Annotated in this window: 25 protein-coding genes, 4 tRNA genes and 1 riboswitch; of the genes, 13 read left to right on the plus strand and 16 right to left on the minus strand. The window is 62.8% G+C overall.

From position 1 onward, the window contains the following. Positions 1–57 precede the first annotated feature (57 nt). Together ACTNFJ_RS08425 and ACTNFJ_RS08430 are read left to right on the plus strand one after the other, a co-directional pair. Positions 58–255 (plus strand): helix-turn-helix domain-containing protein, encoded by a 198-nt coding sequence (locus ACTNFJ_RS08425; protein WP_435905867.1) that lies wholly within the window; start codon positions 58–60, stop codon positions 253–255. After that, the gene (locus tag ACTNFJ_RS08430; RefSeq protein ID WP_435905868.1) at positions 255–1,535 is read left to right on the plus strand and encodes a tyrosine-type recombinase/integrase; all 1,281 of its coding nucleotides are present in this window, start codon (positions 255–257) and stop codon (positions 1,533–1,535) included. The genes ACTNFJ_RS08425 and ACTNFJ_RS08430 overlap by 1 nt, the downstream gene beginning before the upstream one ends. Positions 1,536–1,695: 160 nt before the next feature. On the opposite strand, the gene ACTNFJ_RS08435 is transcribed toward ACTNFJ_RS08430, so the two are convergent. The 7 genes from ACTNFJ_RS08435 to ACTNFJ_RS08465 form a co-directional block, all read right to left on the minus strand. After that, a tRNA-Phe gene (locus ACTNFJ_RS08435) sits at positions 1,696–1,768 on the minus strand. Positions 1,769–1,822: 54 nt separating this feature from the next. Next, positions 1,823–1,896, minus strand: a tRNA-Asp gene (locus ACTNFJ_RS08440). A 34-nt stretch (positions 1,897–1,930) separates the two neighbouring features. Further along, a tRNA-Glu gene (locus ACTNFJ_RS08445) sits at positions 1,931–2,003 on the minus strand. 132 nt (positions 2,004–2,135) lie between these two features. Beyond that, complete coding sequence (locus ACTNFJ_RS08450; protein ID WP_435905869.1) at positions 2,136–2,420, minus strand: hypothetical protein; 285 nt, start codon at positions 2,418–2,420, stop codon at positions 2,136–2,138. Positions 2,421–2,448: 28 nt separating this feature from the next. Then, positions 2,449–3,729 carry a M18 family aminopeptidase gene (locus tag ACTNFJ_RS08455; RefSeq protein WP_435905870.1) on the minus strand — a complete coding sequence of 427 codons (1,281 nt, stop codon included), beginning with the start codon at positions 3,727–3,729 and terminating at the stop codon, positions 2,449–2,451. 66 nt (positions 3,730–3,795) lie between these two features. After that, positions 3,796–6,093 carry a bifunctional alpha,alpha-trehalose-phosphate synthase (UDP-forming)/trehalose-phosphatase gene (locus tag ACTNFJ_RS08460; protein WP_435905871.1) on the minus strand — a complete coding sequence of 766 codons (2,298 nt, stop codon included), beginning with the start codon at positions 6,091–6,093 and terminating at the stop codon, positions 3,796–3,798. A gap of 2 nt (positions 6,094–6,095) precedes the next feature. Further along, entirely contained in the window at positions 6,096–7,649 is a 1,554-nt protein-coding gene (locus ACTNFJ_RS08465) for a leucyl aminopeptidase (RefSeq protein ID WP_435905872.1), read from the minus strand. 237 nt (positions 7,650–7,886) lie between these two features. Here ACTNFJ_RS08465 and ACTNFJ_RS08470 point away from each other — a divergent pair, with 237 nt between their 5' ends. The 3 genes from ACTNFJ_RS08470 to ACTNFJ_RS08480 are packed head-to-tail and all read left to right on the plus strand — an operon-like array spanning position 7,887 to position 9,854. Further along, entirely contained in the window at positions 7,887–8,612 is a 726-nt protein-coding gene (locus tag ACTNFJ_RS08470) for a VIT1/CCC1 transporter family protein (RefSeq protein WP_435905873.1), read from the plus strand. A gap of 25 nt (positions 8,613–8,637) precedes the next feature. Beyond that, positions 8,638–8,976 carry an MGMT family protein gene (locus ACTNFJ_RS08475; protein WP_435905874.1) on the plus strand — a complete coding sequence of 113 codons (339 nt, stop codon included), beginning with the start codon at positions 8,638–8,640 and terminating at the stop codon, positions 8,974–8,976. Further along, the gene (locus ACTNFJ_RS08480; RefSeq protein WP_435905875.1) at positions 8,973–9,854 is read left to right on the plus strand and encodes a LysR substrate-binding domain-containing protein; all 882 of its coding nucleotides are present in this window, start codon (positions 8,973–8,975) and stop codon (positions 9,852–9,854) included. The genes ACTNFJ_RS08475 and ACTNFJ_RS08480 overlap by 4 nt, the downstream gene beginning before the upstream one ends. A 132-nt stretch (positions 9,855–9,986) precedes the next feature. On the opposite strand, the gene ACTNFJ_RS08485 is transcribed toward ACTNFJ_RS08480, so the two are convergent. Next, positions 9,987–10,059: transfer RNA gene (locus ACTNFJ_RS08485), tRNA-Lys, on the minus strand. Between the two features lie 96 nt (positions 10,060–10,155). Here ACTNFJ_RS08485 and ACTNFJ_RS08490 point away from each other — a divergent pair. Together ACTNFJ_RS08490 and ACTNFJ_RS08495 are read left to right on the plus strand one after the other, a co-directional pair. Then, the gene (locus tag ACTNFJ_RS08490; protein WP_435905876.1) at positions 10,156–10,782 is read left to right on the plus strand and encodes a hypothetical protein; all 627 of its coding nucleotides are present in this window, start codon (positions 10,156–10,158) and stop codon (positions 10,780–10,782) included. Between the two features lie 308 nt (positions 10,783–11,090). Further along, positions 11,091–11,357, plus strand: coding sequence for a GlsB/YeaQ/YmgE family stress response membrane protein (locus ACTNFJ_RS08495; RefSeq protein ID WP_435905877.1), 267 nt, complete (start codon positions 11,091–11,093; stop codon positions 11,355–11,357). Between the two features lie 62 nt (positions 11,358–11,419). Here the strand turns inward: ACTNFJ_RS08495 and ACTNFJ_RS08500 are convergent, their stop codons facing one another. The 3 genes from ACTNFJ_RS08500 to ACTNFJ_RS08510 form a co-directional block, all read right to left on the minus strand. Further along, positions 11,420–11,713 (minus strand): DUF7882 family protein, encoded by a 294-nt coding sequence (locus tag ACTNFJ_RS08500; protein WP_435905878.1) that lies wholly within the window; start codon positions 11,711–11,713, stop codon positions 11,420–11,422. Positions 11,714–11,749: 36 nt separating this feature from the next. Beyond that, positions 11,750–12,085, minus strand: coding sequence for a DUF7882 family protein (locus ACTNFJ_RS08505; protein ID WP_435905879.1), 336 nt, complete (start codon positions 12,083–12,085; stop codon positions 11,750–11,752). Between the two features lie 109 nt (positions 12,086–12,194). Beyond that, complete coding sequence (locus tag ACTNFJ_RS08510) at positions 12,195–12,581, minus strand: hypothetical protein (protein WP_435905880.1); 387 nt, start codon at positions 12,579–12,581, stop codon at positions 12,195–12,197. A gap of 177 nt (positions 12,582–12,758) precedes the next feature. Here ACTNFJ_RS08510 and ACTNFJ_RS08515 point away from each other — a divergent pair, with 177 nt between their 5' ends. Both ACTNFJ_RS08515 and ACTNFJ_RS08520 read left to right on the plus strand, forming a co-directional pair. Then, the gene (locus tag ACTNFJ_RS08515) at positions 12,759–13,121 is read left to right on the plus strand and encodes a cation:proton antiporter (protein ID WP_435905881.1); all 363 of its coding nucleotides are present in this window, start codon (positions 12,759–12,761) and stop codon (positions 13,119–13,121) included. 25 nt (positions 13,122–13,146) lie between these two features. Then, the gene (locus ACTNFJ_RS08520; protein ID WP_435905882.1) at positions 13,147–15,000 is read left to right on the plus strand and encodes a glycerophosphoryl diester phosphodiesterase membrane domain-containing protein; all 1,854 of its coding nucleotides are present in this window, start codon (positions 13,147–13,149) and stop codon (positions 14,998–15,000) included. On the opposite strand, the gene ACTNFJ_RS08525 is transcribed toward ACTNFJ_RS08520, so the two are convergent. The 3 genes from ACTNFJ_RS08525 to glyA all read right to left on the minus strand — a co-directional run bounded on the left by ACTNFJ_RS08525 (position 14,997) and on the right by glyA (position 17,900). Continuing rightward, positions 14,997–15,680, minus strand: a complete 684-nt coding sequence (locus ACTNFJ_RS08525; protein WP_435905883.1) for a DedA family protein — start codon at positions 15,678–15,680, stop codon at positions 14,997–14,999. The genes ACTNFJ_RS08520 and ACTNFJ_RS08525 overlap by 4 nt on opposite strands. After that, positions 15,677–16,555, minus strand: a complete 879-nt coding sequence (locus tag ACTNFJ_RS08530) for a bifunctional methylenetetrahydrofolate dehydrogenase/methenyltetrahydrofolate cyclohydrolase (RefSeq protein ID WP_435905884.1) — start codon at positions 16,553–16,555, stop codon at positions 15,677–15,679. Before ACTNFJ_RS08530 ends, ACTNFJ_RS08525 begins: the two co-directional genes overlap by 4 nt. Positions 16,556–16,616: 61 nt before the next feature. Beyond that, positions 16,617–17,900, minus strand: coding sequence for a serine hydroxymethyltransferase (gene glyA, locus ACTNFJ_RS08535; RefSeq protein WP_435905885.1), 1,284 nt, complete (start codon positions 17,898–17,900; stop codon positions 16,617–16,619). Positions 17,901–17,982: 82 nt separating this feature from the next. Further along, positions 17,983–18,068: riboswitch (ZMP/ZTP riboswitch) on the minus strand. 42 nt (positions 18,069–18,110) lie between these two features. Here glyA and purU point away from each other — a divergent pair. Beyond that, entirely contained in the window at positions 18,111–18,989 is an 879-nt protein-coding gene (gene purU, locus ACTNFJ_RS08540) for a formyltetrahydrofolate deformylase (RefSeq protein WP_435905886.1), read from the plus strand. A gap of 13 nt (positions 18,990–19,002) precedes the next feature. Here purU and ACTNFJ_RS08545 read toward each other — a convergent pair whose 3' ends face one another. Further along, entirely contained in the window at positions 19,003–19,689 is a 687-nt protein-coding gene (locus ACTNFJ_RS08545) for a TetR/AcrR family transcriptional regulator (protein WP_435905887.1), read from the minus strand. Positions 19,690–19,838: 149 nt separating this feature from the next. Here ACTNFJ_RS08545 and ACTNFJ_RS08550 point away from each other — a divergent pair, with 149 nt between their 5' ends. Together ACTNFJ_RS08550 and ACTNFJ_RS08555 are read left to right on the plus strand one after the other, a co-directional pair. Next, a complete protein-coding gene (locus tag ACTNFJ_RS08550) occupies positions 19,839–21,461 on the plus strand; it encodes an amidohydrolase (protein WP_435905888.1) in 1,623 nt (540 codons plus the stop codon). A gap of 47 nt (positions 21,462–21,508) precedes the next feature. After that, on the plus strand, positions 21,509–22,930 hold the full coding sequence (locus ACTNFJ_RS08555) for an APC family permease (RefSeq protein ID WP_435905889.1): 1,422 nt from the start codon (positions 21,509–21,511) through the stop codon (positions 22,928–22,930). Positions 22,931–23,035: 105 nt separating this feature from the next. Here the strand turns inward: ACTNFJ_RS08555 and ACTNFJ_RS08560 are convergent, their stop codons facing one another. Beyond that, on the minus strand, positions 23,036–23,857 hold the full coding sequence (locus tag ACTNFJ_RS08560; RefSeq protein ID WP_435905890.1) for a biotin--[acetyl-CoA-carboxylase] ligase: 822 nt from the start codon (positions 23,855–23,857) through the stop codon (positions 23,036–23,038). 61 nt (positions 23,858–23,918) lie between these two features. On the opposite strand from ACTNFJ_RS08560, the gene ACTNFJ_RS08565 reads away from it, so the two are divergent. After that, positions 23,919–25,520: an acyl-CoA carboxylase subunit beta gene (locus tag ACTNFJ_RS08565; protein WP_435906213.1), complete on the plus strand. Its 1,602-nt coding sequence runs from the start codon at positions 23,919–23,921 to the stop codon at positions 25,518–25,520. Positions 25,521–25,536: the final 16 nt, after the last annotated feature.

Here is a 25,536-nt window from a genome sequence, read left to right on the forward strand (position 1 = left end):
CTCGCAAAAACGCTAGAGATGGCTAGTGTTCACCCGCACCCGATGAGAGGAAAGGACATGACCGAGGCGACGACCAAGATGGACTACCTCACGCGCGCTGAGGCCGCCGCCCGATGCCGGGTGCCGCTGCCGACGTTCGACAAGCTGCGCCGCGAGGGGTTGATACCTGTGCCGGATGCCGAGGTGGGCAAGCACAAGCTCTGGCGTACTGACACGATCGACGAGTTTCTTGAAGTCGGCGGAACGAGACGCTGATGGCTGGTCGACCGTCGAACACTTCCCCGTGGCGCATCGACCCGAAGACAGGTCGCCCGCTGCCCGAGGGGATACGGTGGCGCGCGGATCGCAACCGGTATCAGATTCGCGTGACGGTCACCGATCTGGCGGGGACCAAGCAGCATCGCTCGCGCATGTTCCTCACGCTCGCGGAGGCGAAGCGGGAACTGGCGAAAGAGATTGCTGGCCGCAATCCGAACGCGGGTATGACCCTCACCCAGTGGCACGAGCGCTACTGGCCTGCCGTCGCCGCGTCGGTGCGAGTCGGAACGGCGCGCGGGTACGACGTGTCGTGGCGCAAGCGAGTGCAACCGACCCTCGGCGATAAGAAGCTCGAAGACATCACCTCGCCGCTCATCGAGTCGGCGATGGTGTCGTGGACGGGTTCGCCGTCAATCAAAGTCGATTCGCTCGCGGTGCTCAGCCGCTTGCTCGACGGAGCAAGGCGGGCGAGGATCATCGACTACAACCCGGCACGCGAGGTAAAGCGCCCGAGCCAGGACACCTCTGTGTCGCCGACTTCGCGGGCGCTCACCGTGCGACAGATCACGAAGATGGTCGAACTCATCGAGCCAAGCGTATACCGCCGCTACGCCGCAGCCCTCGTATTCACAGGGATGCGTGCGGGTGAGGCGACCGCGATGCGTGTGCGCGATGCCGACTTACGGCAGGGTATTCTCCGCGTCAGCCGAAGCTTCTCACCTGGCAAGAACGGCGAACTGATCGAACAGAGCCCGAAAAGCCACAAGGAACGAGAGGTGCCGATCACGAAGCAGCTCCGCCCGTACGTTCTCGAAGCAGCCAAGGGCAAGGAGCCGGACGACCTGCTGTGGAGCGGGCCGAATGGCGGCAGGCTCACCGCCCGGAACTTTCGCCGCGCGGTCGAGTGGGAGAAGATCAAGACCGCACTGCGCCGCCCTGACCTGCGCGTGCACGACCTCCGGCACACCTTCGCCACGATCCTGTTCGACGCGGGCGCATCAGCACCCGATGTGCAAGCCGTACTAGGGCACTCCAGCCTGCAAGTCACCGAACGCTACTCACGCGCCCGCGAGGGCGTCGCCAGACGAGCCGGGTCTGTACTCGATGGACTCTTCGAGCCGGACAAGCTGAAGTCGAAGAAGAGCGGCAAGAAGACGGTCGCGGCGAAGAAGCGCGGCAGCGCTTCCAAGGACACGGCGTTCGCCGATCCGTTCAGCATCACGGGCCACGGAAATGGCCCAAGAATGGCCCAAGGTCGGGGCGAGCTCGGGTTGTAGGCTCCGAAGTGGATCCTGTGACTACGCGCATGGTGACGACGGGCAGCGCAGCACGACGACAGAAGCGGCGCAGAATCGCCGCCTGACCAAGGAAAAATAGAAGAACCCCCAAGAGTAGAAGCCTCTTGAGGGTTCAGCAGCGGCGTAATTCTCCGCTACGTGGCTCCGACCGGCATCGATCCGGTGACCTTTCGATTTTCAGTCGAACGCTCTACCAACTGAGCTACAGAGCCTTGGCTTGATCGCCACAGACGAAGAAACCCTTCCTAGGAAGGGTTCTTCACCAGCGACCCTGACGGGACTTGAACCCGCGACCTCCGCCGTGACAGGGCGGCGCGCTAACCAACTGCGCTACAGGGCCATGTTCTATTCAGATTTTATATTCAATTGTGCGGTGACCCCAACGGGATTCGAACCCGTGCTGCCGCCGTGAAAGGGCGGTGTCCTAGGCCACTAAACGATGGGGCCGAGATGCTTTCACATCTTGGGCTACCGAGAAGTAAGCTTACGATGAAAAGCGAACCGCATGCAAATCGAGCAACAAACCGGCGAGTCTCGCGCGAATCCTAAGAGTCATCCCGACACGACGCAGGCCAGAAACTAGCCGCCGATCGCCTTCTGCAGACGCTTCAGCGAAATGTTCTCATGCACCATCACACCGTGGTCGGTGCGCTGCTCGAGAGTGAAACCAAGCTTGCCCTGGCGCAGAATTCCAATGAGATACGGCTCCAGCGGGTTCCACAGCATCCAGGTGGGATTGCCATCACTGTTATTACCCAAAAAAGTCGTCTCGATCTCTCGGCTGCCGAAGCGCTGCATCGATGGCACCAGCGCGCGCGTCGAGAGAGTTACGACCCCCCTTTTCGACTCGCTCAACTCACTCATAAAGTCGATCTTAGCTAACCTTGCCCGCTCAGGCACCAGATAAGAAGCTTGCCGAAATGCGCGCGAGTCCGTGCAGGTCATCGACGTGGGCAAGTTCGCGGGCAGAGTGCATCGATAGCAACGGCACCCCGACGTCAACGGTACGAATTCCGAGGCGCGTTGCGGTGATCGGTCCGATCGTGGATCCACATGGCACGCCATTGTGGGAAACGAAATCCTGCGTCGGGACTCCCGCAGCTAAAGCGCACCTCCGCCACAAAGCCGCCCCATGGGCATCACTCGCGTACTTCTGGTTGGCATTGACCTTGAGCATCGGCCCGGCACCGGCTTGCGGTCGGACGCGCGGGTCGTGCTTCTCCGGGTAATTGGGGTGAACGGCGTGCCCCGCATCTGCCGAGAGACACCACGAGTCAGCGAGGGATCTCGCACGTGCCTCGGCGTCAGCTCCAAGCCCAGCACGCAGGCGTTCGAGAACTTCCGCCAGGAACGGCCCGGCTGCCCCGGAACGGCTACTCGAGCCGAGCTCTTCGTGGTCGAATGCGGCTATCATCGAGATCGTTCCCGGCGCTGGTTCGCTATAGAGCAACGCGACGAGACCGGCATAGACGGCGCTGAGGTTGTCGAGGCGGGGAGATGCGAAGAGCTCTCCAGCCGCACCGATCCGGCTGGGCAGCTGCGTGTCGACGAGACGCACATCGACTCCGGCGATCTGTGCCTCGTCAATGTCGGCTTCCTCGGCGAGAAGGCTCAGCACGGAGACCTCCCCCACGCCAATAATCGGCTGAGTGTGGCGCTGGCGGTCGAGCGTGAGGCCGGTGTTCGCCTCTCGATCGAGGTGTATCGCGAGCTGCGGAATCCGGGCGATGGCCCCTGTGCACACCTGGTGTTCGCCACCGTCGATCGTGACGAGCCTGCCCGCGAGTGCAAGGTCGCGATCCAGCCAGGAATTGAGCAGTGGTCCGCCATACACTTCGACACCGGCTTGCGCCCACCCTTCTGTCGAAAAGGAAGGATGGGGTTTGAGTGCAAAGCCGGGCGAGTCAGTGTGGCTTCCCAGAATCCGCACGGGACTGGTCGCGGTGAGCTCCGGCCCTGCCCGCCAGGCGATCAGCGCACCGTCTCGGCGCACACATCCGGCACCGCCCGCTGCAAGCGCAGGCCAGGGATCACTCTCCCTGTAGTGAGCAAAACCCGATGCTACCAAGGCATCTTCCAGAGCGCTCGCCGCGTGATAGGAAGTCGGCGCGGCGGCAACAAAACGAGCAAATCCTTCGATGTAGGAGTCGCGATCCACCAGAAGCTCAGTCATCATTTCCATTTCAATTGGTTCGGCGAGTCAAATGATTATTGAAGGAGAAGCTGGCCCCGGGCACCCTCAATCCGACCCGATGACGTGCCCGGTGCGCACGTTCACCAGTCGAGAGAGCAACGCCGCGACCGCTTCGGGGTCAGCCACCCGATACTCCGCGACGGTTGGGGCGTCGCCAACTCGCACACCAACATCGCCTGGCCGAAGGGACTGAAGTGCCTCTTCGTCGGTATCATCGTCGCCAACGAAGAGCACCGTCGCGTCGGGAAGCTCGGCGCGAATGATCCCCAGCACCTCGCCCTTACTGGCTCGGCGCACGGAGAACTCCAACACGCGCTTGCCAGTGCGAGACTGGATTTGCGAGGCATCCTCCCCCATGTCAGCTACCGCAGCTGCGGCTTCGGCGAGCAAACGGTCTCCCACGACCGAATCGGACACTTGCCGCACGTGCACCGCACAGCCGTAGGGTTTGAGTTCAAGCCGCGCCCCGGGGGTCAAAGCGACCAACCCCTGCAGCACCTCGGTGAGTCGCGCAAGTCGCCCACGCTCTTCGGCACTCGGAGCACCAGTAACCAGCTGCGCATCGGGCAGACCCACGAGCTCGGCCCCGTGAGACCCGGCGACGATCCACTCATCGAGCTGAACACCCGTCGCGCTGAGGCTTTCGATCGAGCGGCCGGAAATCAGAGCCACATGGACCCCGGGGGCCTCGTTGAGGGCGGCGAGCGCCCGTTCAGCGCGGGGCGATATGCGTGCGTCGTCAGGCCGCGGCACGATCGGAGCCAGTGTGCCATCAAAATCGCAGGCCACCAGAATCGACTGTTCTGCGGAGAGGCGGAGCAACGCCGAATCGAGCCCTGGCGAGAGGAACACCGGGTCGTTGACCATCAATGCCGGGTCGGTCTCGGCGGCATTCGTTCGCCACTGCGCCGCTTGAGCCTCAACCGCCCGGAGAAAGCTCTCTGACCAGCGCGCGACATCGTTGCGGAATACGACCTTGCGCAGTGCCTTCATGCGCTGACGCTGCTCACGGGGAGGCATGCGCAACGCTTGGAGCATTGCTGCCTTCAGCCCGTCGATGTCGTGCGGGTTCACGAGCAGCGCGCGACGCAATTCATCTGCCGCGCCGGTGAATTCGCTCAACACCAAGACACCCTGCTCGTCAGAACGGCAGGCCAGGTACTCTTTTGCTACCAAATTCATACCGTCGCGCAAAGACGTCACCACGAGCACGTCGGCGGCGAGATACAAGGCTGCCATTTCTTCGCGCGGCACACCCTGATGTAAATACATGACCGGGGAGTGCGCGATCGTTCCGTGGTCGCCATTGATGCGGCTAACCGTGATTTCGATCTCATCGCGAAGCTGCCGGTACGCCTCGACGCGTTCCCGGCTCGGGCTGGCTACCTGCACGAGGGTAATGTCGCTGGCAGCGACCTCCCCATCCCTCAGGATCTCAGCGAACGCCTTCAAACGATGACGGATCCCTTTGGTGTAGTCGAGACGATCCACCCCCAACATGATGCGCTTGGGGTTACCAAGTTCTCTCCGAATCTCGCGAGCCCGTTTGCGCACCTTCGCTGACTGCGCGAGCGTCTGGAATGCGTTCGCATCGATGGATATCGGAAAGTCCTGCGCGAGAACGCGACGCTTCTCCGAGCCATCGCGTTCGGGCAAGAGGATGACATTGCCACTCGAAGGCGCACCAACGTACCTGCGCACGCTGGCCCGAAAGTTCGCGGCATCCACCACACGCTGAAACCCGATAACGTCTGCCCCGAGCATCCCCTCCAGCACCTTCCGCCGCCAGGGGAGCTGACTGAACAGACCTGCCGCCGGGAACGGAATGTGGAGAAAGAAACCTATGATGAGGTCGGGACGAGCTTCGCGCAGCATCGCGGGCACGAGCTGCAGCTGGTAGTCGTGCACCCAGACGGTCGCGCCCGGCTCCGCGGCCTCGGCAGCGGCCAGAGCAAATTTGCGGTTCACCGCGACATATCGATCCCACCACTCACGGTGGTAGGCGGGAGCCGAGATGACGTCGTGATACAGCGGCCAGATGGTGTCGTTTGAGAATCCCTCGTAGTATTCCGTGAAATCTTGCGCATCGAGGGATACGGGGCGAAGCTCCATGGAATCGACGTTGAATGGAGCGAGCTCCTCGTCGACATTGCCAGGCCATCCGACCCACACACAGCCCAGATCACGCACCACCGGTTCCATCGCGGTGACTAGTCCACCCGGCGAGGGGCGCCACGTTACGACACCATCGTCGCCGGTCACGCGATCCACTGGAAGCCGGTTTGAGACCACCACCAGCGTGCCTACGGTCCCGGCCGCTTCATTCGCCTCTGGTGTCGACACGATTACTCGCTCTCTAGCCCTACTTCGTCGTCGGTCTCGGCCGTGGGGGGCTCGAATGCTGCAGCGAACTCTGCGAGCAGACGCGCGCCGAAGCCAGTCGACCCGGTGGATCGCCACAGGTCGTCACGCTCCGACTGCATGGTGCCGGCAATGTCGAGGTGACCCCATGGGAGGCCGTCCACGAACTCGTTGAGGAACAGAGCTGCGAGGATTGCCCCCGCGTACTGTCCGCCCATGTTCGAGAGGTCTGCCACGTCGCTCTTGAGTTGTTCGCGGTAGCGGTGATCGAGCGGCAAACGCCAGATGTTCTCGTCGGTCGCATCGGCGGCCGCCTGCAGTTGCTGAGCAACCGAATCGTTGTTCGCCAGCATCGCGGCCGTGCGAGTGCCGAGTGCCGCCATCGCCGCCCCAGTCAGCGTCGCAACGTCGATGATGGTGTCAGGGCGACGCCCCTCCTCGGTCGCGAGCACCAGCCCGTCGGCGAGCACCAGCCGTCCCTCGGCATCCGTATTCTTCACCTCGACCGTCGTGCCGCCCCGAATCGTGAGCACATCGCCCAACTTCGTCGCGCTGCCTGAAGGCATGTTGTCGGTGCACATGAGCCAGCCTGTGACAGCGGTCGCAACGCCCAGCTCACGGAAAGATGTCATGGCCGCAAAGACGCCCGCAGCACCCATCATGTCGAGCTTCATCGCTGCGTGCATCGCGTTCGACGGCTTCAGGCTGATGCCACCCGAATCGTACATGATGCCCTTGCCAACGAGCGCCAGATGCGGACTCTCCGCGGTGGCAGCGGTCGGGCGGTATCGGAGCTTCACCATGCGCGGCTCTTCGGTACTCCCCGCGTTCACGCCCAAGAGCCCGCCACAGCCCAACTCAATGAGCTGCTGTCGGTCGAACACCTCAACTTCGAGGCCAAACTCTGGGCCCAAGCGCACAGCAATCTCGGCGAACTTCACCGCGCTCAAGTGTCGAGGAGGCGTGTTTGCGAGGTCGCGCGCAAGGCTCGCAGTGCGCGCAAGTATCAAACCGCGCTCAATGCCTGCCTCCAACTGATCCGCATCCGATTCGGCGGCGACGATCGTGAGCTTCTCGAGCTGCACAGTCTTCGGATCCTTCTTCAGCGCATCGAACCGGTACCGTGCGAGGATTGCGCCCTCGGTGACGGCCTGTGCTGCGTGGTGCGCGGGAATGGCGCCAGCAGCGAGCACATCACTCAGGTCAACCGCGATCCACCCGATTTCGCGAGCAGCGCGCGTGAAGCTGGCAACGGCATCGCGCAACTCGGAAATCGTGGCGAGCCCCGATCCGGTACCCACGAGCACGCGCAGCGGAGACCCGGGCAGCAGGAGCGTCTGGCCCGGCTTGCCAGTAAAACCGCCGGCGGCGAGCGCTTTCCGATCGAGCGACTCGGGGAGGCCCTCAGGCAGCTCCCCTGTCGACGCAATGAAATGCGCAACAGCCCCAGCATCTGGCGCCGAAGCGGCTACTGAGACGGTGATCTGGCGTGCCAGCGACGGCACCGGGTCGAATGCGGGGTCAATCACGACAGTCATACCCCCAGACTAGCCCGGCGGGCCGCACGGGTCATTGGCTTCTCCCCGCGCGGCGGCGTGACTATAGTCCGACTCGCGGTTTAACTTCGCCCCCACGAACTCCTGAGTGGCTGCACGGCAAGGTTTTTCAACGGGTTCTCACCAAGTCATTTTGCTTGCTAGCGTTGCCTTTCGGCCCGGCGATCCGTGCCCGGAAGACCGGCGGACACCGCCGAGATCAGACACTCAGGAGCACGCGTGACCGATTTCAATCTTGCCAATCCGCATGAGTACGACCACCAGCACAGCGCCTCAGCGGGCACCGGCTGGTTGCGCGCGTCGGTGTTTGGGGCGATGGATGGGCTCGTGTCGAACATAGGCCTCATCACGGGCATCGCGGCAGCGGGTGCCAGCACTGGCATCATCGCAATCACCGGTGTCTCGGGCCTCATCTCGGGCGCGATCTCGATGGCACTCGGCGAGTACACCTCGGTGCGCACGCAGAACGAGCAGCTTGCGGTGGAGGTTGAAACTGAGCGCAGCGCACTCCAACGCAACCCTCAAGGGGAAGAGGCAGAGCTTGCGGAGATGTTCACGCACTTGGGCATGGAACCGGCCACCGCTTCCGTGGCCGCCTCGCAAGTGCACGCGAGCACCGAGCAGGCACTGAAAGTGCACCTCGCCCACGAACTCGGTCTCAGTCCAGACGAGCGCCCCTCCCCCATGGTGGCCGCGTTTTCCTCTCTGATTGCGTTCGGTATCGGAGCGATCATTCCCGTACTGCCCTTCCTCTTCGGATTCGGCACCCTGTGGTGGGGGCTCGGTTTCGGGGCGGTGGGCCTGGTGCTCGCTGGCTACTTAGCGGCGAGGTTCACCGGCCGAAGCCCACTGAAAGGGGCTGGACGACAGTTGCTCTTTGGCGGTGTCGCTGTGATCGCCACTTACTCAATCGGCATGCTGCTCGGGGTATCGTCGTTCGCTTAAGACCCAAGCGGCATACTCTAGAGACGTGCCCAGCCCAGAATTCGTCGACGCAGTGCTCGGTGTGGTCGCACGTATCCCGCCCGGCCGCGTGATGACCTACGGTGATATTGCCGAGTCGCTGGGATCTAATTCCCCGCGGGGAGTGGGCCGGGTAATGGCTCTCTACGGCCACGCGGTGGCATGGTGGCGCGTGGTACCCGCGAGCGGACACCCACCCCAGGGGCATTCCCGTCTCGCCTTGCCACGATACCTCGAGGAAGGGACCCCGCTGCGGGGCCCGCTCACTCCCGATGAATATCGCATCGCACTGTCACAGGCCAGGCTCGGCTACGACCACGAACTATTCTCGGAGGTGGCGCCATGAGCGACCCAGGCATACCCAGCTCAGCCCCTGCCGCTGCGTCTTCCGAGACGAGCGTTTCAGACCAGACACCACCCATCCGGGCTCTGCGCCTCGGATTCGTGCGGGGTGTTGCCCCCTCGAAGTGGGCGAGGCGGTGGGCCGAAGCGGTGCCTTCGGTGCCGCTCGAGCTCGTTCCGTTGCCGCTCTCAGGCCGGCCGGACCCGCGCGAAGCACCCCTCGACGTTGTGCTCGAGCGGGTGCCACCCGGTGCAAGTCCGCGCGACGCAGACCCAGGGAGCAATCGGCATGCCCTGCGCTTATATAGCGAGTCGGTTGCGCTGGTCGTTGCTGTCCACCACGAGCTCGCCGAGCAGCAGACAGTGGATCGCGACACTCTCGCGCTCATCGCTCTCCTGTGGCATCCAGACCACGCCTCAGACTGGCCATCAGCAACCCCCTGGAACGATCCTGCGTGGGCGCCCGCGCACGCCGAGGCAGCGGTTGAACTCGTGGGATCCGGCGCGGGGGCGATCCTTCTCCCGCTCCCGCTCGCCCGACATCTTGCGGGGAAGCGCACCCACGCGGTGATCCCTGTCTTCGATGACAGCCCCCTTGCGGGAACGGAGATCTGGGCAACCTGGTCGGTTGAGCGAGACGCGGGCGATGTGCAGCAGTTGGTCGGCATCATGCGGGGGCGCACCGCACGTAGTCAGCGGCCCGGGGCAAGCACTGGCGATCCACAATCGAAGACCAAGGCCGCGGGCGGCAAGCCCAAAAAGCCCATCGCGAAGAAGCCGCAGTTGCCCAAGAACTCGCGCGGTGCGCAACTCGCTGCCGTGACCGAGAAACGGGAGGCAGTAAAGCGCGCTCGCGCCCAGCTCAAACGACGCGGCCGCTAGCGGCGATCGGCACTTGGAATAAGCCATCCGCATGTGCATGGGACGTCAGTGGCTTCACCATCATGGGCGCCGTCTACCTCGTGCTCGAATGCAAGAAAAAGCCCCCGCCACTTGCGCGACGGGGGCTGAAAGTGGGCCCGGCGGGGCTCGAACCCGCGACCCGCGGATTAAAAGTCCGATGCTCTGCCAGCTGAGCTACAGGCCCGCATCTAATCTACAGGGTGAATCTCGATGCTCGATCCACGTCTCTGAGTATCGAGCGGCGTAGACTCGCGCCGTCGACCATTCAAGGGAGGAAAACATGCGCAATTTTCAGCGGCCCGTGCTGCAACCCTCCGCAAGCTTCGATTGGATAATTGGTTCAGATGAGCCTGGGGCGGCCCACCGGCTCGCGCAGGAAACTTCTTGGGCCCTCCTTGATCGGGTGCGCCAGATGGCCGACCCCGAGGTGGTCGAACGCGTGCTTGGCCTGGCCGAGACCGAAGGAATCGACGATATAGCTGAGCTTTGGGCGACCGCTGGGGCTCATTCTCTTGCGGGAATGCTGTGGCGCATTTACCTGTTGCGCCGAATTGTGCATGCAGACCCGGAGGGGACTGCGGACATGTTCCGCGCGGGACAGAGCGTATCGGTGACCATAGATCCGGTGGTCGCCGGTGCGGCCGAGCCGGTGAACCCTCAGTCGATCGCCGAGCTCTGCGATACTCTCCTACGCGGAGTCTTCGCGGGCGATCTTGCGATCGCCCTTGAGCGTGCGGCAAGCTACTGCCGCGTAATGTCGCTCGGTGCGGCCTCGGTCGCCGACTCTCGCGACAGCCTTGACGATGAGCACGCTGCAGAACTCACGACTCGCGCGCTCAGGTATGCGGCGTTCGCAGATGAGTTGCATGGCGGAGCTCGCCGATGGCGCGACGGCACGCTCGATTGACGCACGCGCTAAACTGAGAACGCCGGGCCGCAGTAACCCCGGGCTCCAAATTTCGCCGCTTCGAGCGGCCTTCCGCCGAGAGGCGTTTCTGCGGCTCGGTCTCATTATCTTTTCCGGCGCCAACCGTCGCAATTAAGGCCCGTGGAGTTCCTAGGGAGATACGGCTACGTGGTGAACACAGAGTAGTGGCAGATCAGGACTAGCGCATGTTTGCCACAAAAAGCAACCCCTCCCAGGGAATTAGCGACTTCCGTATTGTTGGTGACGCCCGGGCGATACTCGCACGGCTTTATGGAAGGAGCACCGACATGGGTTTCTTAGCTTTTCTACTCCTTGGCCTCATCGCCGGCGCCATCGCTAAGGCAATTCTGCCTGGCAGACAGGGCGGCGGCTGGATAGCCACACTCCTACTCGGTGTAGTCGGAGCGTTCCTCGGCGGCTGGCTCGGTTCGGTCATCTTTGGAGTTGGGCTCGAGGAGTTCTGGTCGATTCAAACCTGGCTCCTCGCGATCGGTGGCGCGATCATCGTGCTCGTGATCTACGGACTCATCGTAGGTCGGTCGAAGCGCAACTAGACGAGCGAAGCGCTACTTGGCGCCGGGGGTTGTGCACCGCTTGTTGAGCGGTGCACAACCCCTTACTTGTCGTGGGTAGGCTCGTCGATGAGCCGAAGTCCGGCAGGTGAATTGGCCAGGGTCGTCAGCGCCTCGACCCACTCACGATTGAGTTCGGGGGTAACCGGCGCGTCAAACTCAAAGTGTATTGTCTGCGCCGGATGCAACCACAGGCTGCGCTGTTGACGCGAATCATTCCAAGTGAAGACCAAGCTCTCCTGCATGGTGAACTTCCCGAGAATTACGGTGCGCAGGTGCGCGAGTGTTCTATCGTCGAAACCAAACACCTGTTGGTGCGCATAGTACAAATTTCCCACTGCGGGTCCAATCAGTTAATTCAGTACCTCGGTGGATCAAGCCTTCACAGATGATTGCCTGGCGAGATACTCTTCCGCCTCTTTTTCATCGACCACAACCAGGCCACGCGGCGTGTGCGAGAGCTCATTCAGTACGCGAAGCCAGGCTTCGTTGAGTTTCGGGGAACGGCTACCAGAGAACCGAAACACGAGCGGGATATTTGGCGAAAGCCATAACGACACTCGGCCACTGCCCTTCCCAACCGTGTTGGTCCAACTCATGAGAAAACACTCCTGACGCCGGAGCTTCATGTTAATCGCAACCTTGAGGTGCGCCAAAGTCCGGTCGTCGAACTCATATTCGGCGGCGTTACTGTACATCAGATAGCCCATATTGCTTATCGTGCCAGATAGTACGCAATTCGAGTAGCTGAAATGCCGCACGCATGTGCCGATCGAACGAAGTCAGGCCGCCGCCGGCGACTTCTCGAACGGGGGTCGCCTAATCGGTGACCACAACAGTGAACTCGAGCGGCTGTATCCCACCCTGCTCATTCTTCATCGTAACTCCGGTGGTGCCGACCGACAGGGCGATGACTCCCGGGTTAAACTCGGCGCTGCCGTCATTCCGGCCGGGGCTGAACTCTGCGATCGAGGGATCAGCGACCTCTCCGGCATAGCTATCTACGGCGAGGTCGCCGGTATTAATGTTCAGGGCCTGTCCGACAAGCAGCTCGACCTCGGCACCCTGCAGGTCATTCGCTTCCATCGTGACCGGCGCGATCACATCACCACCAATCGGCTCCTCCGCAGCATTGCCCCCGCACGCAGCGAGCGTGGTCGAGAGTGCGAGCACGGAAACGAGGGCGATCCACTTGTTCTTCGTCATATCGACATTCTGGCAGCACTGCGTGCTCTCTGGCGAGTCACAGTTTTCTATGAAGTGGGCAGGTTCACACCCAGTTCGCACACGTCGTGGGGCGCGCCTCGGATCAGATGTGGACTGCGTCCATCACAATCAGTATGGAAGCCCGTGCGTCGACCTAGGCCTCGAAAGGAACTGGGAGTGGATCAGTTCGAACTCACCATCCTGCTTGTCCCTGTGTTCGTGCTCGCCATCCTGGTCATTCGCGGGCTCCCCGGGTTCTTCACCCCGGACCGAGGAACTTCGTTTTCGGATCGCAGAACCGCAGCACTGTTCATAGCGACAACATTGCCCCTTGTCATCGCGGTCACACAGATCGGGGTCGACACAGACGTTCTTGATGAGAGCACCGCTGCAGCAATGGTGGGTGCCGCGCTGGTGACCGTTCTCCTCTTTCCATTGCTCGCGCTCGTGGGTCGGCAAGTTCCCGGACAGGCGGAGCTCGCCGGTGCCAAGAACGCACACACGGATCAAGATACGGTAGTCGAAAATGCCCACGAGTAGACCGGGCGAGAAAATAGGGGGTAACGTGGAACTTCTGCAGGGGCCTCAGCGACCCGGCATGTGGGCGACCTGGACCGCGCTGCTGCGCGATGACTTGCACGCCGTGCGGGCAGGTGGATCACGCCTGATCGGCGTCCTGCTCGCTTTTCATCTCGCGACGCTCCTTCTCGCTTTCCCCCTGATCAACTGGCTCTTTCGCGAGGCACTCAGAGCAACTGGCATGCACGCCCTCGACCTCGGGACGCTGAGCATTGGCGGCGGAACGGTGCTCACCATCGGACTCATCCTGATTATCTGCGCCCTCGCGCTCTGGCTCGTCTCACTCCAGTTTGCGGTACTCGTCGTACTGTTGCGTCGCTCAAGCCTAGGTCTCCCCCTCACCGCGAAGGACGTGCTCACCGATCTCTTGAGGTTCGGCCGCAAGTTGGTCCGCCCTTCATCTTTCCCGCTGATCATCTACCTGTTTGTGGTTCTCCCCCTCACCGGGTTCGGCTTCACCACCGCGTTCGCACAGGGCATCGCGATCCCCTCATTTATCACTGGCGAACTGATGAAAAGCCAGGCCTCGGCCGCGGCGCTCACGGTATTTCTGCTCGTCCTTGCTGTTCTCAACGTGCGGCTTGCTCTCACCCTGCCGGTCTTCGCTCTCACCGACGCCACGGGCGGCAAAGCACTTGTGGCGAGTTGGCGGCTCACACGCGGATGGGCGGTCCTCCCACTGATCGGATCCGTTTTCACTGTGATGGCTGCTGCGGGCTTCGCAAGCCTCGCACTGGCTGTTGGTGCGATCGTCCCTACAGCGATTACCGACGAGGCAACACCTGGAGCCTCTCCCCTGGTGGCCGCACTCAGCCTGGGCACCGCTCAGGTTCTGGGCATGCTGCTCGTGTCAGTCACCACCGCCCTCATTGGTGCGGTTCTGATCGCATATCTGCAGATGTATGTGGATCGCCTCCCGGCACGCCTGCCGCTGCACGTGCTCTCGGCCGCCCACACGCCTCGCATCACCCCCCGGGTTGCGCGGCTTGCGCTCACCGCGTTCTCGGTAGTACTTGCCATCGTCTTCAGTGCCCTTGCGATCGACACCATGCAGCGCCTTGCGAGCCAACCCAGCACTCTCGTGCTCGGTCACCGAGGCTTCAGCGACGGCGGTGTGGAGAACACTATCGGCGGGCTCGAGGCCGCGTCTGCCGCAGGCGCCGACCTCGTCGAGATGGACGTGATGCAATCGAAGGACGGTCAGTTCATTGCGATGCACGATGCGGGTCTCTCTCGCCTCGCCGACATCGACATGGCGGTGAAGGATCTCACCTTCGATGAGCTCACTGCCATCACCGTGCGTGACTTGGCAGGGAATGCAGACCTCATTCCAAGCTTCCGTGATTACGTCACGCGCGCAGACGAACTCGACATGCCTCTTCTCGTCGAGATCAAGCTGGGCGGCGGAGACACTGAGGACCATGTGGAACGGCTCATCGCCGAACTCGAGGAAATCGGTTCCCTGGAAAACCACATCTATCACTCGCTCGATGCTCAGAGCGTGGCCAAACTCAAACAGCTGCGGCCAGACCTGACTGTCGGCTACACCATGGCGTTCGCTGGTCTTGGGGTGCCCGACACCTCCGCAGATTTTGTCGTGATCGAAGAATGGTCAGCCACGCAAGAAATGCAGGATGCCGCGGAGAAGGCAGGCCTTGGGTTCATGGCGTGGACGGTGAACGACGAGAAGGGAATTCGGGAGCTGCTGCGTCGCGACGTCGATGGCATCATCACCGACCACCCCGATCGCGTACTTCAGGCACGAACCGAAATCCGGGAAGAACAGGGGCTCGCAGACACACTCCTCGACGCGCTGACCCGATTCGTCGTCGTCTTCTAGAGTTCTTTCGCTGCCTGCCGCCTGCGACGCAGGTTGCGGATCAGCCGAGCTACCACGAACCACATCAGCAGCGCGAGGATCACAATCACGATGATGTCGGAGAGAAGACCGCTCCACTGCTCGAGAATCGGACGGATCGCCGGGCCGAAGGCAAAGCCGAGGCCGATCCACAACCCGTTCCAGAGGCCCGAGCCGATGAAGGTATAGAGCACGAACTTCAGAAAATGCATGCGTTCGATACCCGCGGGAATTGAGATAAACGATCGCACAAGCGGCACGCATCGACCCACGAGCACCGCGACACCGCCCCAGCGCTGAAAGAACGCCTCGGCGCGGTCGAAGTCTGCGTGGTCCATGAGCGGCACCTTACCGACGACCCAACGCGTGCGCGTGCGCCCAAATGCCGCGCCTATGTAGTACCAAATGATCGCGCCCACGAGTGCTCCCGTGGTGGCCATTACCCATGCGAGCCAGAAGCTCATCCGCCCCTCATACGCGAGGAATCCTGCACCCGGAAGCACAGCCTCAGAGGGAATCGGCGGAATGAAGGTCTCGAATAGGACCGCGAGGCCGACCCCAATTTCTCCGAAGGTGTCCATCAGGCTCAGAACCCAGCCAATAACCCCGTCATACTCGGGGGCACCCTCGACTCGGGCGAGCACCGTCTGCACCAGCGTCATCGGGTCCGTTCTGCCATCTCGACGACATTCTTCAGGAGCAGCGCGCGAGTCATCGGTCCGACCCCACCGGGGTTCGGGGAGATATAGCCCGCTACGTCGGCCACGGCCGGATCGACATCGCCGACGACTCGGCTCTTTCCGGTTTCGGGGTCGATCTTGCGCGAAACGCCCACATCGAGCACGATCGCGCCGGGCTTCACATCCTCCGCGCGAACGATACCTTCCACCCCCGCGGCGGCGACGATCACATCGGCTCGGCGAAGCTCGGCGCCCAGGTCAACCGTGCCCGTGTGCGTCAAGGTCACTGTCGCGTTGTATTGACGGCGAGTGAGGAGCGGCCCGATGGGACGTCCCACCGTGATTCCGCGGCCGACGACCACGACGTGCTTCCCCGCCCATGACAAACCGTTGCGCTCGACGAGCTCGATCACTCCGCGCGGGGTGCACGGCAGAGGCGAACTGATGGGGGAATTCGCGTTCAACACGAGCCGACCAAGATTCGTCGGGTGCAGCCCGTCGGCATCCTTGTCGGGATCGATCTTTTCGAGAATGCGGTCGGTGTCAATGTGCTTCGGCAGCGGCAGCTGCACAATGTAGCCGGTGCAGGCTGGGTCGGCATTCAGCTCGCCGAGCACGGCCTCGAGTTCCTCCTGCGTGACCGATTCCGGAAGCTCGCGCTTGATCGAGGCAATACCCACTTCCGCGCAGTCTCGGTGTTTTCCGGCCACGTACCACTGAGAGCCGGGGTCGCTGCCAACGAGCACGGTCGCGAGTCCGGGCACGATACCGTAAGCGGCCAGGGTCGCGACGCGATCCGCCAGCTCACGCTTGATCGCTGCGGCCGCAGCTGTGCCGTCGAGCTTCACGGCGGTCATGCGGTCACTCCCAGAAGCGTCACTCTTGCGATCACCTGTCGGCGATCAGACAACCTGCCAGTTACCACTTCTCAAGACCCGGGTAGAGGGGGAACGCATCGGCGAGGGCCGTGACCCGTGCCTTCAGCGCCTCGAGCTCGCCCGTCTGCTGCAGAGTGAGCGCGATGATGTCGGCCACCTCAGCGAACTCTGTATCGCCGAAGCCGCGTGTCGCCAGCGCGGGGGTGCCAATACGCAGGCCGCTCGTGACCATCGGCGGGCGAGGATCAAAGGGCACCGAGTTGCGATTCACCGTAATGCCAACCTCGTGCAGCGCGTCCTCCGCTTGCTGCCCGTCGAGGTCGCTCGTGCGCAGGTCTGCGAGGACGAGATGCACGTCGGTGCCGCCGGTGAGCACATCGACACCCGCCGCCTTCGACGCGTCACTCGTCAGGGCCGAGGCAAGCAGCTTTGCGCCGGAGAGCGTGCGTGCCTGGCGATCCTTAAATTCGTCGGTCGCGGCAAGCTTGAAGGCTGTGGCTTTGGCCGCGATGACGTGCATGAGCGGTCCGCCTTGGTGCCCGGGGAACACGTTCGAGTTGAGCTTCTTGTAGAGCTCGAGGTCGTTCGTCAGGATAAAGCCCGAGCGCGGGCCGCCAATAGTCTTGTGCACGGTCGATGACACGACATGCGCGTGCGGCACCGGATTCGGGTGCAGGCCCGCTGCGACGAGTCCGGCAAAGTGGGCCATGTCGACCCACAGCGTGGCACCCACTTCGTCAGCGATCGCACGGAACGCCGCAAAATCGAGGGTGCGCGGGTAGGCAGACCAGCCAGCAATGATGACCTTCGGTTTGTGTTCCAGCGCCTGCTGCCGAACTACATCCATGTCAACGAGGAACGTCTCAGGATCCACCCCGTACGAAGCCACCTTGTAGAGCTTGCCCGAGAAGTTGAGCTTCATGCCGTGGGTGAGATGCCCGCCGTGAGCGAGCTCGAGCCCAAGTATCGTGTCGCCCGGTTCGGCGATCGCCGACAGCACGGCCGCGTTTGCCGAGGCACCCGAGTGCGGCTGCACATTCGCGTAGGCCGCGCCAAAGAGGCTTTTCGCGCGTTCGCGGGCGAGCTCTTCCGCGACATCGACGAACTCGCACCCACCGTAGTAGCGGCGACCCGGGTAGCCCTCGGCGTACTTGTTCGTGAGCACCGACCCCTGCGCCTCCAGCACCGCGCGGGGCACGAAGTTCTCGCTCGCGATCATCTCGAGGGTGGATCGCTGCCGGTTCAGCTCGTTCTTGAGGACCTCTGCGATCTCGGGGTCAACGACCTCGATGGGCTCGTTAAAGAAAGCGGACTGGTTCGGCATAGCTACTCCTCGAATATTTTCCTCGGCGCGATGTGCACCGCTTTCACGAACCGATCGGAACACGGTGTGCTCTTCTCGCGGATCGTGCAGCCCAGGCGAGCGGCCCTTAGGTATGGAGGTGTCGTTCCCCAGTGGTACTCCACTTGTTCGCCAGTCACGACATTCTCCATCCTACCAGCGGGTCCGGGGTGATCCACTAACGTTGATGGGATGAACGTCACCACGACTACCGGCACCCAGTGGGTACTCACACTGAGCTGCATCGACGGCCCCGGAATTGTGCACGCAATAAGCGGAGCAGTGGTTTCCGCGGGGGGCAATATCGTTGAAAGCCAGCAGTTCGCCAGCCATGACACCGGTCGGTTTTTCATGCGGCTGCAGGTGGAAGCCGTCGCACAGCCGGTCACCTTTGAGCAGCGTTTTTCCGACGCGCTCACGCCGGTGACCGCTCGATACAACATGACTTGGCGCCTCGACACGGTGGGCCGCCCCACTCGCACGCTCTTGCTGGCGAGTACCGCGACACACTGCGTGAACGACCTGCTGTACCGACAGCGCACGGGTCAGCTGCCGATCGAGGTGCCGCTCATCCTCTCGAACCATGAGACGGTCAGAGACATCGCCGATTTTTACGGCATTCCGTTCGAGCACCGAGTGGTGGACGGACCTGCTGCGAAGGCGGCGTTCGAGGCCCGAGTGCTCGAGATCGTCGAGGAGGAGCAGATCGAGCTTGTGGTGCTCGCGCGTTACATGCAGATTCTCTCACCCGAGCTGTGTGCGGCACTGCAAGGACGGGCGATCAACATTCACCACTCGTTTCTCCCAGGGTTCAAGGGTGCGAACCCGTACCGCCAAGCTCACGCGCGCGGCGTGAAACTGATCGGGGCCACCGCTCACTTTGTGACCACCGACCTCGATGAGGGCCCGATCATCGAACAGGATGTGGCCCGAGTCGACCACTCCTACACGCCCGAGCGACTGCAGCAACTCGGTCAAGACGAGGAAGCCCGCACTCTCCGTCGTGCGGTGACGTGGTTTGCCGAGAATCGTTTGCTTCTCGACGGTGACCGCACGATCATCTTTCGATAGAGCCAGCGAAGGCTCAGCCCTCAATCCCGGATCTCACTGAGGAGTACGCTTCCCACTCTGCTCGCAGCCCAGTGAGCATCGCCTCGAGGCCTGACCGGAATGCCAGCTCCGACGCACTCAGGCCACGAGTTTGGAGATCCCGAGCCCGGGCGGCGTATGCAGCCCGGAAGTGAGGTAGGCCCTCACCTACACCGGGATCCAGCATGTCATCGGGGGCGGCCTCATCGAGCGCCGAGCCCAACACAAACGATTCAAGCTCCACCACAACAGTGAGTACGCGTTCGAGGGGCCATCCCGCCGTGATCAACCCTGCGCACACCCTGTCGTACATGTGATTCGTGCGGAGACCGGGTTCGAGCGGACGCACGGCAAGCAGGGCAATGGTGGGAGGGTGCGCGGCGAACGCGTTGCGATACGAGACTGCCCACAGGCGCAGGGCCTCGTACCAGGGCAGCTCATCGAACATACTGACGTCGATACGGTCGCTCACAAGTTCACGCACCCCGCCAACGATGTCGTCTTGCCCGGTCACGTGGTTGTAGAGCGCGGAGGGGCGCACGCCGAGCTCTCGAGCAATTTCACGAATTCCGGCTCCGTGTTCTCCCCGCTCGTCGAGGAGCCGGAGCGCGGTTCGCATAATAAGCTCGCGCGTCAGCACCGCACTGCGGGGCCTGCCACTGCGGCGGGGTGGTGCGGTCATCTCACTCTCCTTCGTACCACGAACGTAGCGGATAGCCGCGCCCTAATTTCGCGAAATCGACGAATGAGCTCTACACTAACGAACACTGTTCATTTATTGCGGCCTCGGGTCGCCAAGCCGGCACTGCTGCCGGGAACGGAGCTGCGCTCGTGACCACGACCCTCTTCATCGGCGGAACCATCATCATCGACCCGAACCACGACGGGCAGGTGATCACTTCACACGCCCTCGCGGTCGCCGAAGGCCGCGTGGTCGCGGAGGGCGCATCCGCGCTCAGTCTCGCGGAGAACCCTGGTGTCGTGGTGATCGACCTCGCAGGCGGCACCCTCGCCCCGGCGCCGGGCGATGGGCACGCGCATCCGGTACTCGGTGGGCTCGAAGCTCTCGGGCCCAACATTCGCGAGGCGAAGGATCTCTCGGGAATTCTCTCGGCAGTCGCTCAGTGGAAACTCGCACACCCAGAGGCAGAGTGGATCGTAGGCGGGAGCTACGACGCCACATTCGCGCCCGAGGGCCTGTTTGACGCGCGCTGGCTCGACGAAGTGACTGGTGACACCCCCACGATTTTGCGTGCCTGGGACTACCACACAGCGTGGGTCAATTCGGCCGCCCTTGCCGCTGGCAACATCACCGCGAAGACTTCAGATCCCGCGCTGGGTCGGATCGTCCGACGGGACGATGGCAGCCCGCTCGGTACCCTGCAGGAAGCTGCCGCGAACGAGTTCATCGCACACGTCGCACCACCGTTCGCCACCGATGCCCGCGTCGCAGCGCTCGAGCAGGCCACTCGCGAATACGCCGCGCAAGGCACCACATGGATACAAGACGCATGGGTGGATCCGCAGGACGTCGAGACCTACCGTGTGGCTGCAGCCGAACATCGACTCCATACACGCGTCAACCTCGCCTTCCGTGCCGACCCCACGCGCTGGCAGGACCAGGTTGAGGAGTTCGTCAGTCTGCGCGATGAGATACGTTCGCTGGGACACGACCGCCTGAGTGCGGAAACGATCAAGTTCTTTCTCGACGGCGTCATCGAGAGCCACACGGCCGCGATGGTGGATCCCTATGCCGATCGCCCCGACGAGCGGGGACTCCCGAACTGGGGCGAAGGCGACCTGACCGCTGCCGCAATGGCATTCGACGCGGCAGGGTTTCAGCTGCATTTGCACGCAATCGGCGACGCTGCAAATCGCCTGGCACTGGATGCGCTCGAGGCCACCGCATCGCGCAACCCCACCCGGGAGCGCGCTCACGTCATCGCCCACGTCGCGGTGCTCGCGCCAAGCGATGCAGACAGGTTCGCGAAGATCGGAGTGATTGCCAACTTCGAACCCTACTGGGCGCAGTGCGACGCAGTAATGCGCGACCTCACGATCCCGCATCTTGGGCATGACCGCGAGGGATGGCAGTACCTCATCGGCACGGTGCTCCGCAGTGGTGCGACGGTAACATTCGGAAGCGATTGGCCGGTGACCACCAAAGACTGGCGCCCCGCACTCGCGACCGCGATCACGAGACACAGTCACCTTGAACCGAGCGCGGAATCCTGGCTGCCGAGCGAGCGGATCACCCCCGGCGAGGCCCTCGCCGCGTACACATCAGGGATCGCGCGGCAAGCGCTCGCTTCCGATCGCGGCACGCTCGACACCGGCATGATCGCTGATGCCGTATGGCTGTCGGCTGATCCGCTGACGATCGATCCGAACGCAATCCCAGAGATTCGGGTGCTCGGCACCTGGCTCGCTGGAGAGCGCACTTTCAGCCCCTAATTTCCCATCTGTCCCCCACCAACCCACCTTTGCACCCAGGAGTACACGTGTCACACCCCACCGAACAACCCCGATTGAAGCGGGCGCTCGGTCTCACCGGCCTCACCTTGTTTGGGGTGACCTATATGACGGTCATCACCGTCTTCACCACCTACGGCATCGTAAACCAGGTGACCGACGGTCACCTGCCTGCGGCGTACACCCTCGCGGTCGTCGCAATGCTGTTCACCGCCGCAAGCTACGCGGCAATGGTGCGGCGGTACCCCGTTGCCGGATCAGCATACACCTACTCGCAGCAATCGTTCGGTGGCGCCGTGGGCTTCCTCACTGGCTGGGTGATGCTGCTCGACTACCTGTTCATCCCCATGATTAACTTCATGCTGATCGGGATCTATTTGAACACGCAGTTCCCGGCAGTGCCGGTATGGGCCTTCACGCTGATCGCCCTTCTCCTGGTGTTGCTGTTCAACATCCTCGGCATCACGCTCGTGAACAAGTTGAACATCGCGATTATCGGGCTCTCGGTGCTCCTCGTGATCGTATTCGTTGCGCTCTCGTTTAAAACCGCCTTTGGGGGCGAAACCGGAGTCAGCCTCATTGAACCCTTCACCTTCGGCGAGGGTGGCATCGGGGCGATCGCTTCGGGCGCGGCGATCCTTGCGCTCTCCTTCCTCGGATTCGACGCGGTATCGACCCTGTCAGAAGAGGCAAAGAACCCCCGCAAGGACATTCCTCGCGCGATCATCCTTTCTACGCTGACCGGCGGCCTCCTCTTCATCCTGGTTTCCTGGGCCGGCGGCCTCGCGTTCCAGCCGGAATGGTCGACTCTCTCCCCCGCGGAGATCGAGGCAGCGGGTGTCACCGTCATGGATGTTCTCGGGGGCGACGCATTCACCGCGTTCTTTGTCGCGGTCTACGTCGTCGGTGCGTTTGGCTCGGGCATGACCGGCCAGGTGTCAGTCTCGCGAATCCTCTACGCAATGGGTCGCGACGGCATGCTCCCCAGGCCCCTCGCGAAGCTCGGGCGCCGCTTCGGCACTCCGACCGTTGCCGCAGTGACCGTCTCAGTCTTCGCCCTGTCGGCACTTTTCCTCAGCCTCGAGGCTGTGGCCTTCATGATCAGCTTCGGGGCACTCGCGGCATTTGCCATGGTCAACCTGTCGGTCATCCGCACCTACCTCTTCCCGAAGGGGGGTCGCCGGAAGCCGCTGACCGCCGGGTCCGTCCTCGCCTACGGTGTGGCGCCGCTCATCGGATTCGCCCTCACCATCTGGCTGTGGACGTCGCTTCAGCCGGAAACCTGGATTGTCGGCGGAATTTGGATCGCCATCGGCGTCGTGATTATCGCGATCGTCACCGGCGGCTTCAAGCGCCCCGTGCCGAAGATGGACTTCTCCGAAGGCGACCCCAGCACCGAGCAGATCGACGCGCTCGGAGCCGAGTACCCGCTCCTCGGTGATCGAACCTAGGAGCCACTAGCGGCACCCTTGCCCTCGAGGGGTCAAGATATGCGGACCATGAACTCAATCCTTCGCATATTTTGGCCTCTCGCGGCCATTGCCCCCGGCGTGAGGCTAACGCAGGTGCTCGACGTCGCCCGCGCTCACTGTCAACTGCCCGCCGGTGGGGAGATCCACCAGCAGCGCCCCGTCGTCGGCGAGACCACGGGCTCGCCCGTCAACCACGTCGTCGCCGGGCAGATGCACGCGCACCTCGCTGCCCAGCGTGAGCGAGTGCCGCAGCACCAGCGCGCGAGCGGCCTGCGGCTGATCGGCGGCGAGAGCGGTGAGGCGCAACAGCTCTGCCGCGACTGACGCTGTCACCCGATCAGCAAGGTCCGCACCGAGCGGATCAGCGATTGTCTCCGCGCCCCCGACGTTGCCACCCCCTGCAAGTACCGAGGTGGCACGGTCGGTCGGGAGTTCCCAATCTGGAATCAGGAGATTCACGCCCATCCCCACGACGACTGACCCGTCGGGCAGCATTTCGCACAGCACTCCGCAGAGCTTCAGGCCAGGCCGTCCGGCCTCCGCATCTTGCTCGTCACGGACGTGGACGTCGTTGGGCCATTTGACGCCGACGCGCATGCCATCGAAAAACAGTGGCTGAAGCGCCGCGGTGACTGCGGAACCCGCAAGCAACGGCAGCCAGCTCACACCCAGCCCGCGCACTCCGAAGTCTCGAATCAGTATGGAAATGGCGAGCGCGGTTCCGGGTGGGGTGATCCACTCGCGACTCAGGCGTCCCCGGCCCGCGGTTTGATCTGCCGTCGCAATGAGCGTGCCGTGGGGAAGTGCTTCGGCTCGCGCAGCCTCGCGCAGCTCGGCATTGGTAGATGGAGTGCTGTCCAGCCAGGTGGCTCGAGGTACGACTCGGCGCGTATTGGTGAGTTCCATGATGAATCAGCCTACTTCTTTGGCGATTACCTACGACGCAAGGTATGCGCGGCGCGCTAGGCTGGCATCCGTGACATCAGAGACATCGAACCTTCCGTCGACCGCGACGAAGATTGCCGAGCACCGCCGCAAGTATCAGGAGGCGGTCGGCGACCGTGATGCCGCGGCGGCGGCCAAGCAGCACCCCCGCGGCAAAATGACCGCGCGCGAGCGCATCGCAGCGCTCGTCGATCCGGGATCGTTTGTTGAGTTCGACAAGTTCGTGAGACACCGCAGCACCGCCTTCGGCATGGATGCGAACCGTCCGCTCGGCGACGCGGTCGTGACTGGCGCCGGTACGATCCACGGCCGACAGGTGGTCGTGTACTCGCAAGACTTCACCACGTTTGGTGGCTCTCTCGGCGAAGTCGCCGGGGAGAAGATCGTGAAGGCAATGGAATACGCACTGAAGACCGGTGCTCCCATTCTCGGCATTCTTGATTCGGGCGGGGCTCGGATTCAGGAAGGCGTGGTCTCGCTCTCGAACTATGCCAAGATCTTTCGTCGAAACACGATGTCATCGGGCGTGATCCCGCAGATTTCAATCGTGATGGGGCCATCCGCTGGTGGCGCCGTGTACTCCCCCGCGCTCACCGACTTCGTCATCATGGTCGATAAGACGAGCCACATGTTCGTCACCGGCCCTGACGTGATCAAGACCGTCACCGGCGAAGAGGTCGGATTTGAGGAACTCGGCGGTGCGCTGACCCACAACAAGGTCAGCGGCGTCTCCCACTACCTTGCGAGCGACGAACTTGACGCGCTCGACTATGCGCGGGCGCTCATCAGCTTCTTGCCAGACAACAACCTTGCCGAGTCGCCGATCTACGACAGCGACACGGCGTTGGAGATCACTGACGCCGACCGCCGGCTGAACACCATCATCCCGGACAGCCCGAACCAGCCCTACGACATGGTGACGGTGATCGAGGCAATTCTCGATGCGGGCGACTTTCTCGAAGTGCAGCCCCTGTTCGCACCCAATATGCTCATTGGATTCGGTCGCGTCGAGGGACGTACCGTCGGCATCATCGCCAACCAGCCTATGCAGATGGCCGGCACCCTCAACATCGACGCGAGCGAGAAGGCAGCACGCTTCGTGCGCTTCTGTGACGCGTTTTCAATTCCCATTTTGACGCTCGTCGATGTTCCGGGCTTTCTTCCGGGCACCGACCAAGAGTTCCAGGGAGTGATTCGCCGAGGGGCCAAGCTCCTCTACGCTTACGCCGAAGCCACCGTGCCGCTCGTGACGATCATCACGCGCAAGGCCTACGGCGGAGCGTACATCGTGATGGGGTCTAAGGAAATGGGCGCCGACTTCAACATTGCCTGGCCAACCGCCGAGATCGCGGTCATGGGTGGCGCGGGGGCCGTGAATATTCTGTACAGGAAAGAACTCTCGGCTGCCGAAGCTGCGGGCAGCGACGTTGAAGCTCTGCGAGCCGAGTTGACTGCGCAGTACAACGCCGACGTGACGAGCCCCTTCCTTGCCGCCGAGCGAGGCGAGATTGACAATGTGCTCGAGCCAGCGGGCACTCGACTTGCCGTCATTAAGGCCCTGCGCGGCCTGCGTGGAAAACGCGCTGAGTTGCCCGCGAAAAAGCACGGCAATATCCCGCTGTAGCGGGTGGATCGAGGCC

Source organism: Leucobacter shiyiweii (assembly GCF_052446065.1).
Lineage (GTDB): Bacteria > Actinomycetota > Actinomycetes > Actinomycetales > Microbacteriaceae > Leucobacter.

Coding starts and splice junctions, on each gene's coding strand:
- purU (WP_435905886.1), top strand. CDS start 18,111: ATGAACGTCACCACGACTACCGGCACCCAGTGGGTACTCACACTGAGC.
- ACTNFJ_RS08425 (WP_435905867.1), top strand. CDS start 58: ATGACCGAGGCGACGACCAAGATGGACTACCTCACGCGCGCTGAGGCC.
- ACTNFJ_RS08545 (WP_435905887.1), bottom strand. CDS start 19,689: ATGACCGCACCACCCCGCCGCAGTGGCAGGCCCCGCAGTGCGGTGCTG.
- glyA (WP_435905885.1), bottom strand. CDS start 17,900: ATGCCGAACCAGTCCGCTTTCTTTAACGAGCCCATCGAGGTCGTTGAC.
- ACTNFJ_RS08465 (WP_435905872.1), bottom strand. CDS start 7,649: ATGACTGTCGTGATTGACCCCGCATTCGACCCGGTGCCGTCGCTGGCA.
- ACTNFJ_RS08430 (WP_435905868.1), top strand. CDS start 255: ATGGCTGGTCGACCGTCGAACACTTCCCCGTGGCGCATCGACCCGAAG.
- ACTNFJ_RS08495 (WP_435905877.1), top strand. CDS start 11,091: ATGGGTTTCTTAGCTTTTCTACTCCTTGGCCTCATCGCCGGCGCCATC.
- ACTNFJ_RS08560 (WP_435905890.1), bottom strand. CDS start 23,857: ATGGAACTCACCAATACGCGCCGAGTCGTACCTCGAGCCACCTGGCTG.
- ACTNFJ_RS08450 (WP_435905869.1), bottom strand. CDS start 2,420: ATGAGTGAGTTGAGCGAGTCGAAAAGGGGGGTCGTAACTCTCTCGACG.
- ACTNFJ_RS08455 (WP_435905870.1), bottom strand. CDS start 3,729: ATGACTGAGCTTCTGGTGGATCGCGACTCCTACATCGAAGGATTTGCT.
- ACTNFJ_RS08490 (WP_435905876.1), top strand. CDS start 10,156: ATGCGCAATTTTCAGCGGCCCGTGCTGCAACCCTCCGCAAGCTTCGAT.
- ACTNFJ_RS08525 (WP_435905883.1), bottom strand. CDS start 15,680: ATGACGCTGGTGCAGACGGTGCTCGCCCGAGTCGAGGGTGCCCCCGAG.
- ACTNFJ_RS08530 (WP_435905884.1), bottom strand. CDS start 16,555: ATGACCGCCGTGAAGCTCGACGGCACAGCTGCGGCCGCAGCGATCAAG.
- ACTNFJ_RS08510 (WP_435905880.1), bottom strand. CDS start 12,581: ATGACGAAGAACAAGTGGATCGCCCTCGTTTCCGTGCTCGCACTCTCG.
- ACTNFJ_RS08505 (WP_435905879.1), bottom strand. CDS start 12,085: ATGGGCTATCTGATGTACAGTAACGCCGCCGAATATGAGTTCGACGAC.
- ACTNFJ_RS08480 (WP_435905875.1), top strand. CDS start 8,973: ATGAGCGACCCAGGCATACCCAGCTCAGCCCCTGCCGCTGCGTCTTCC.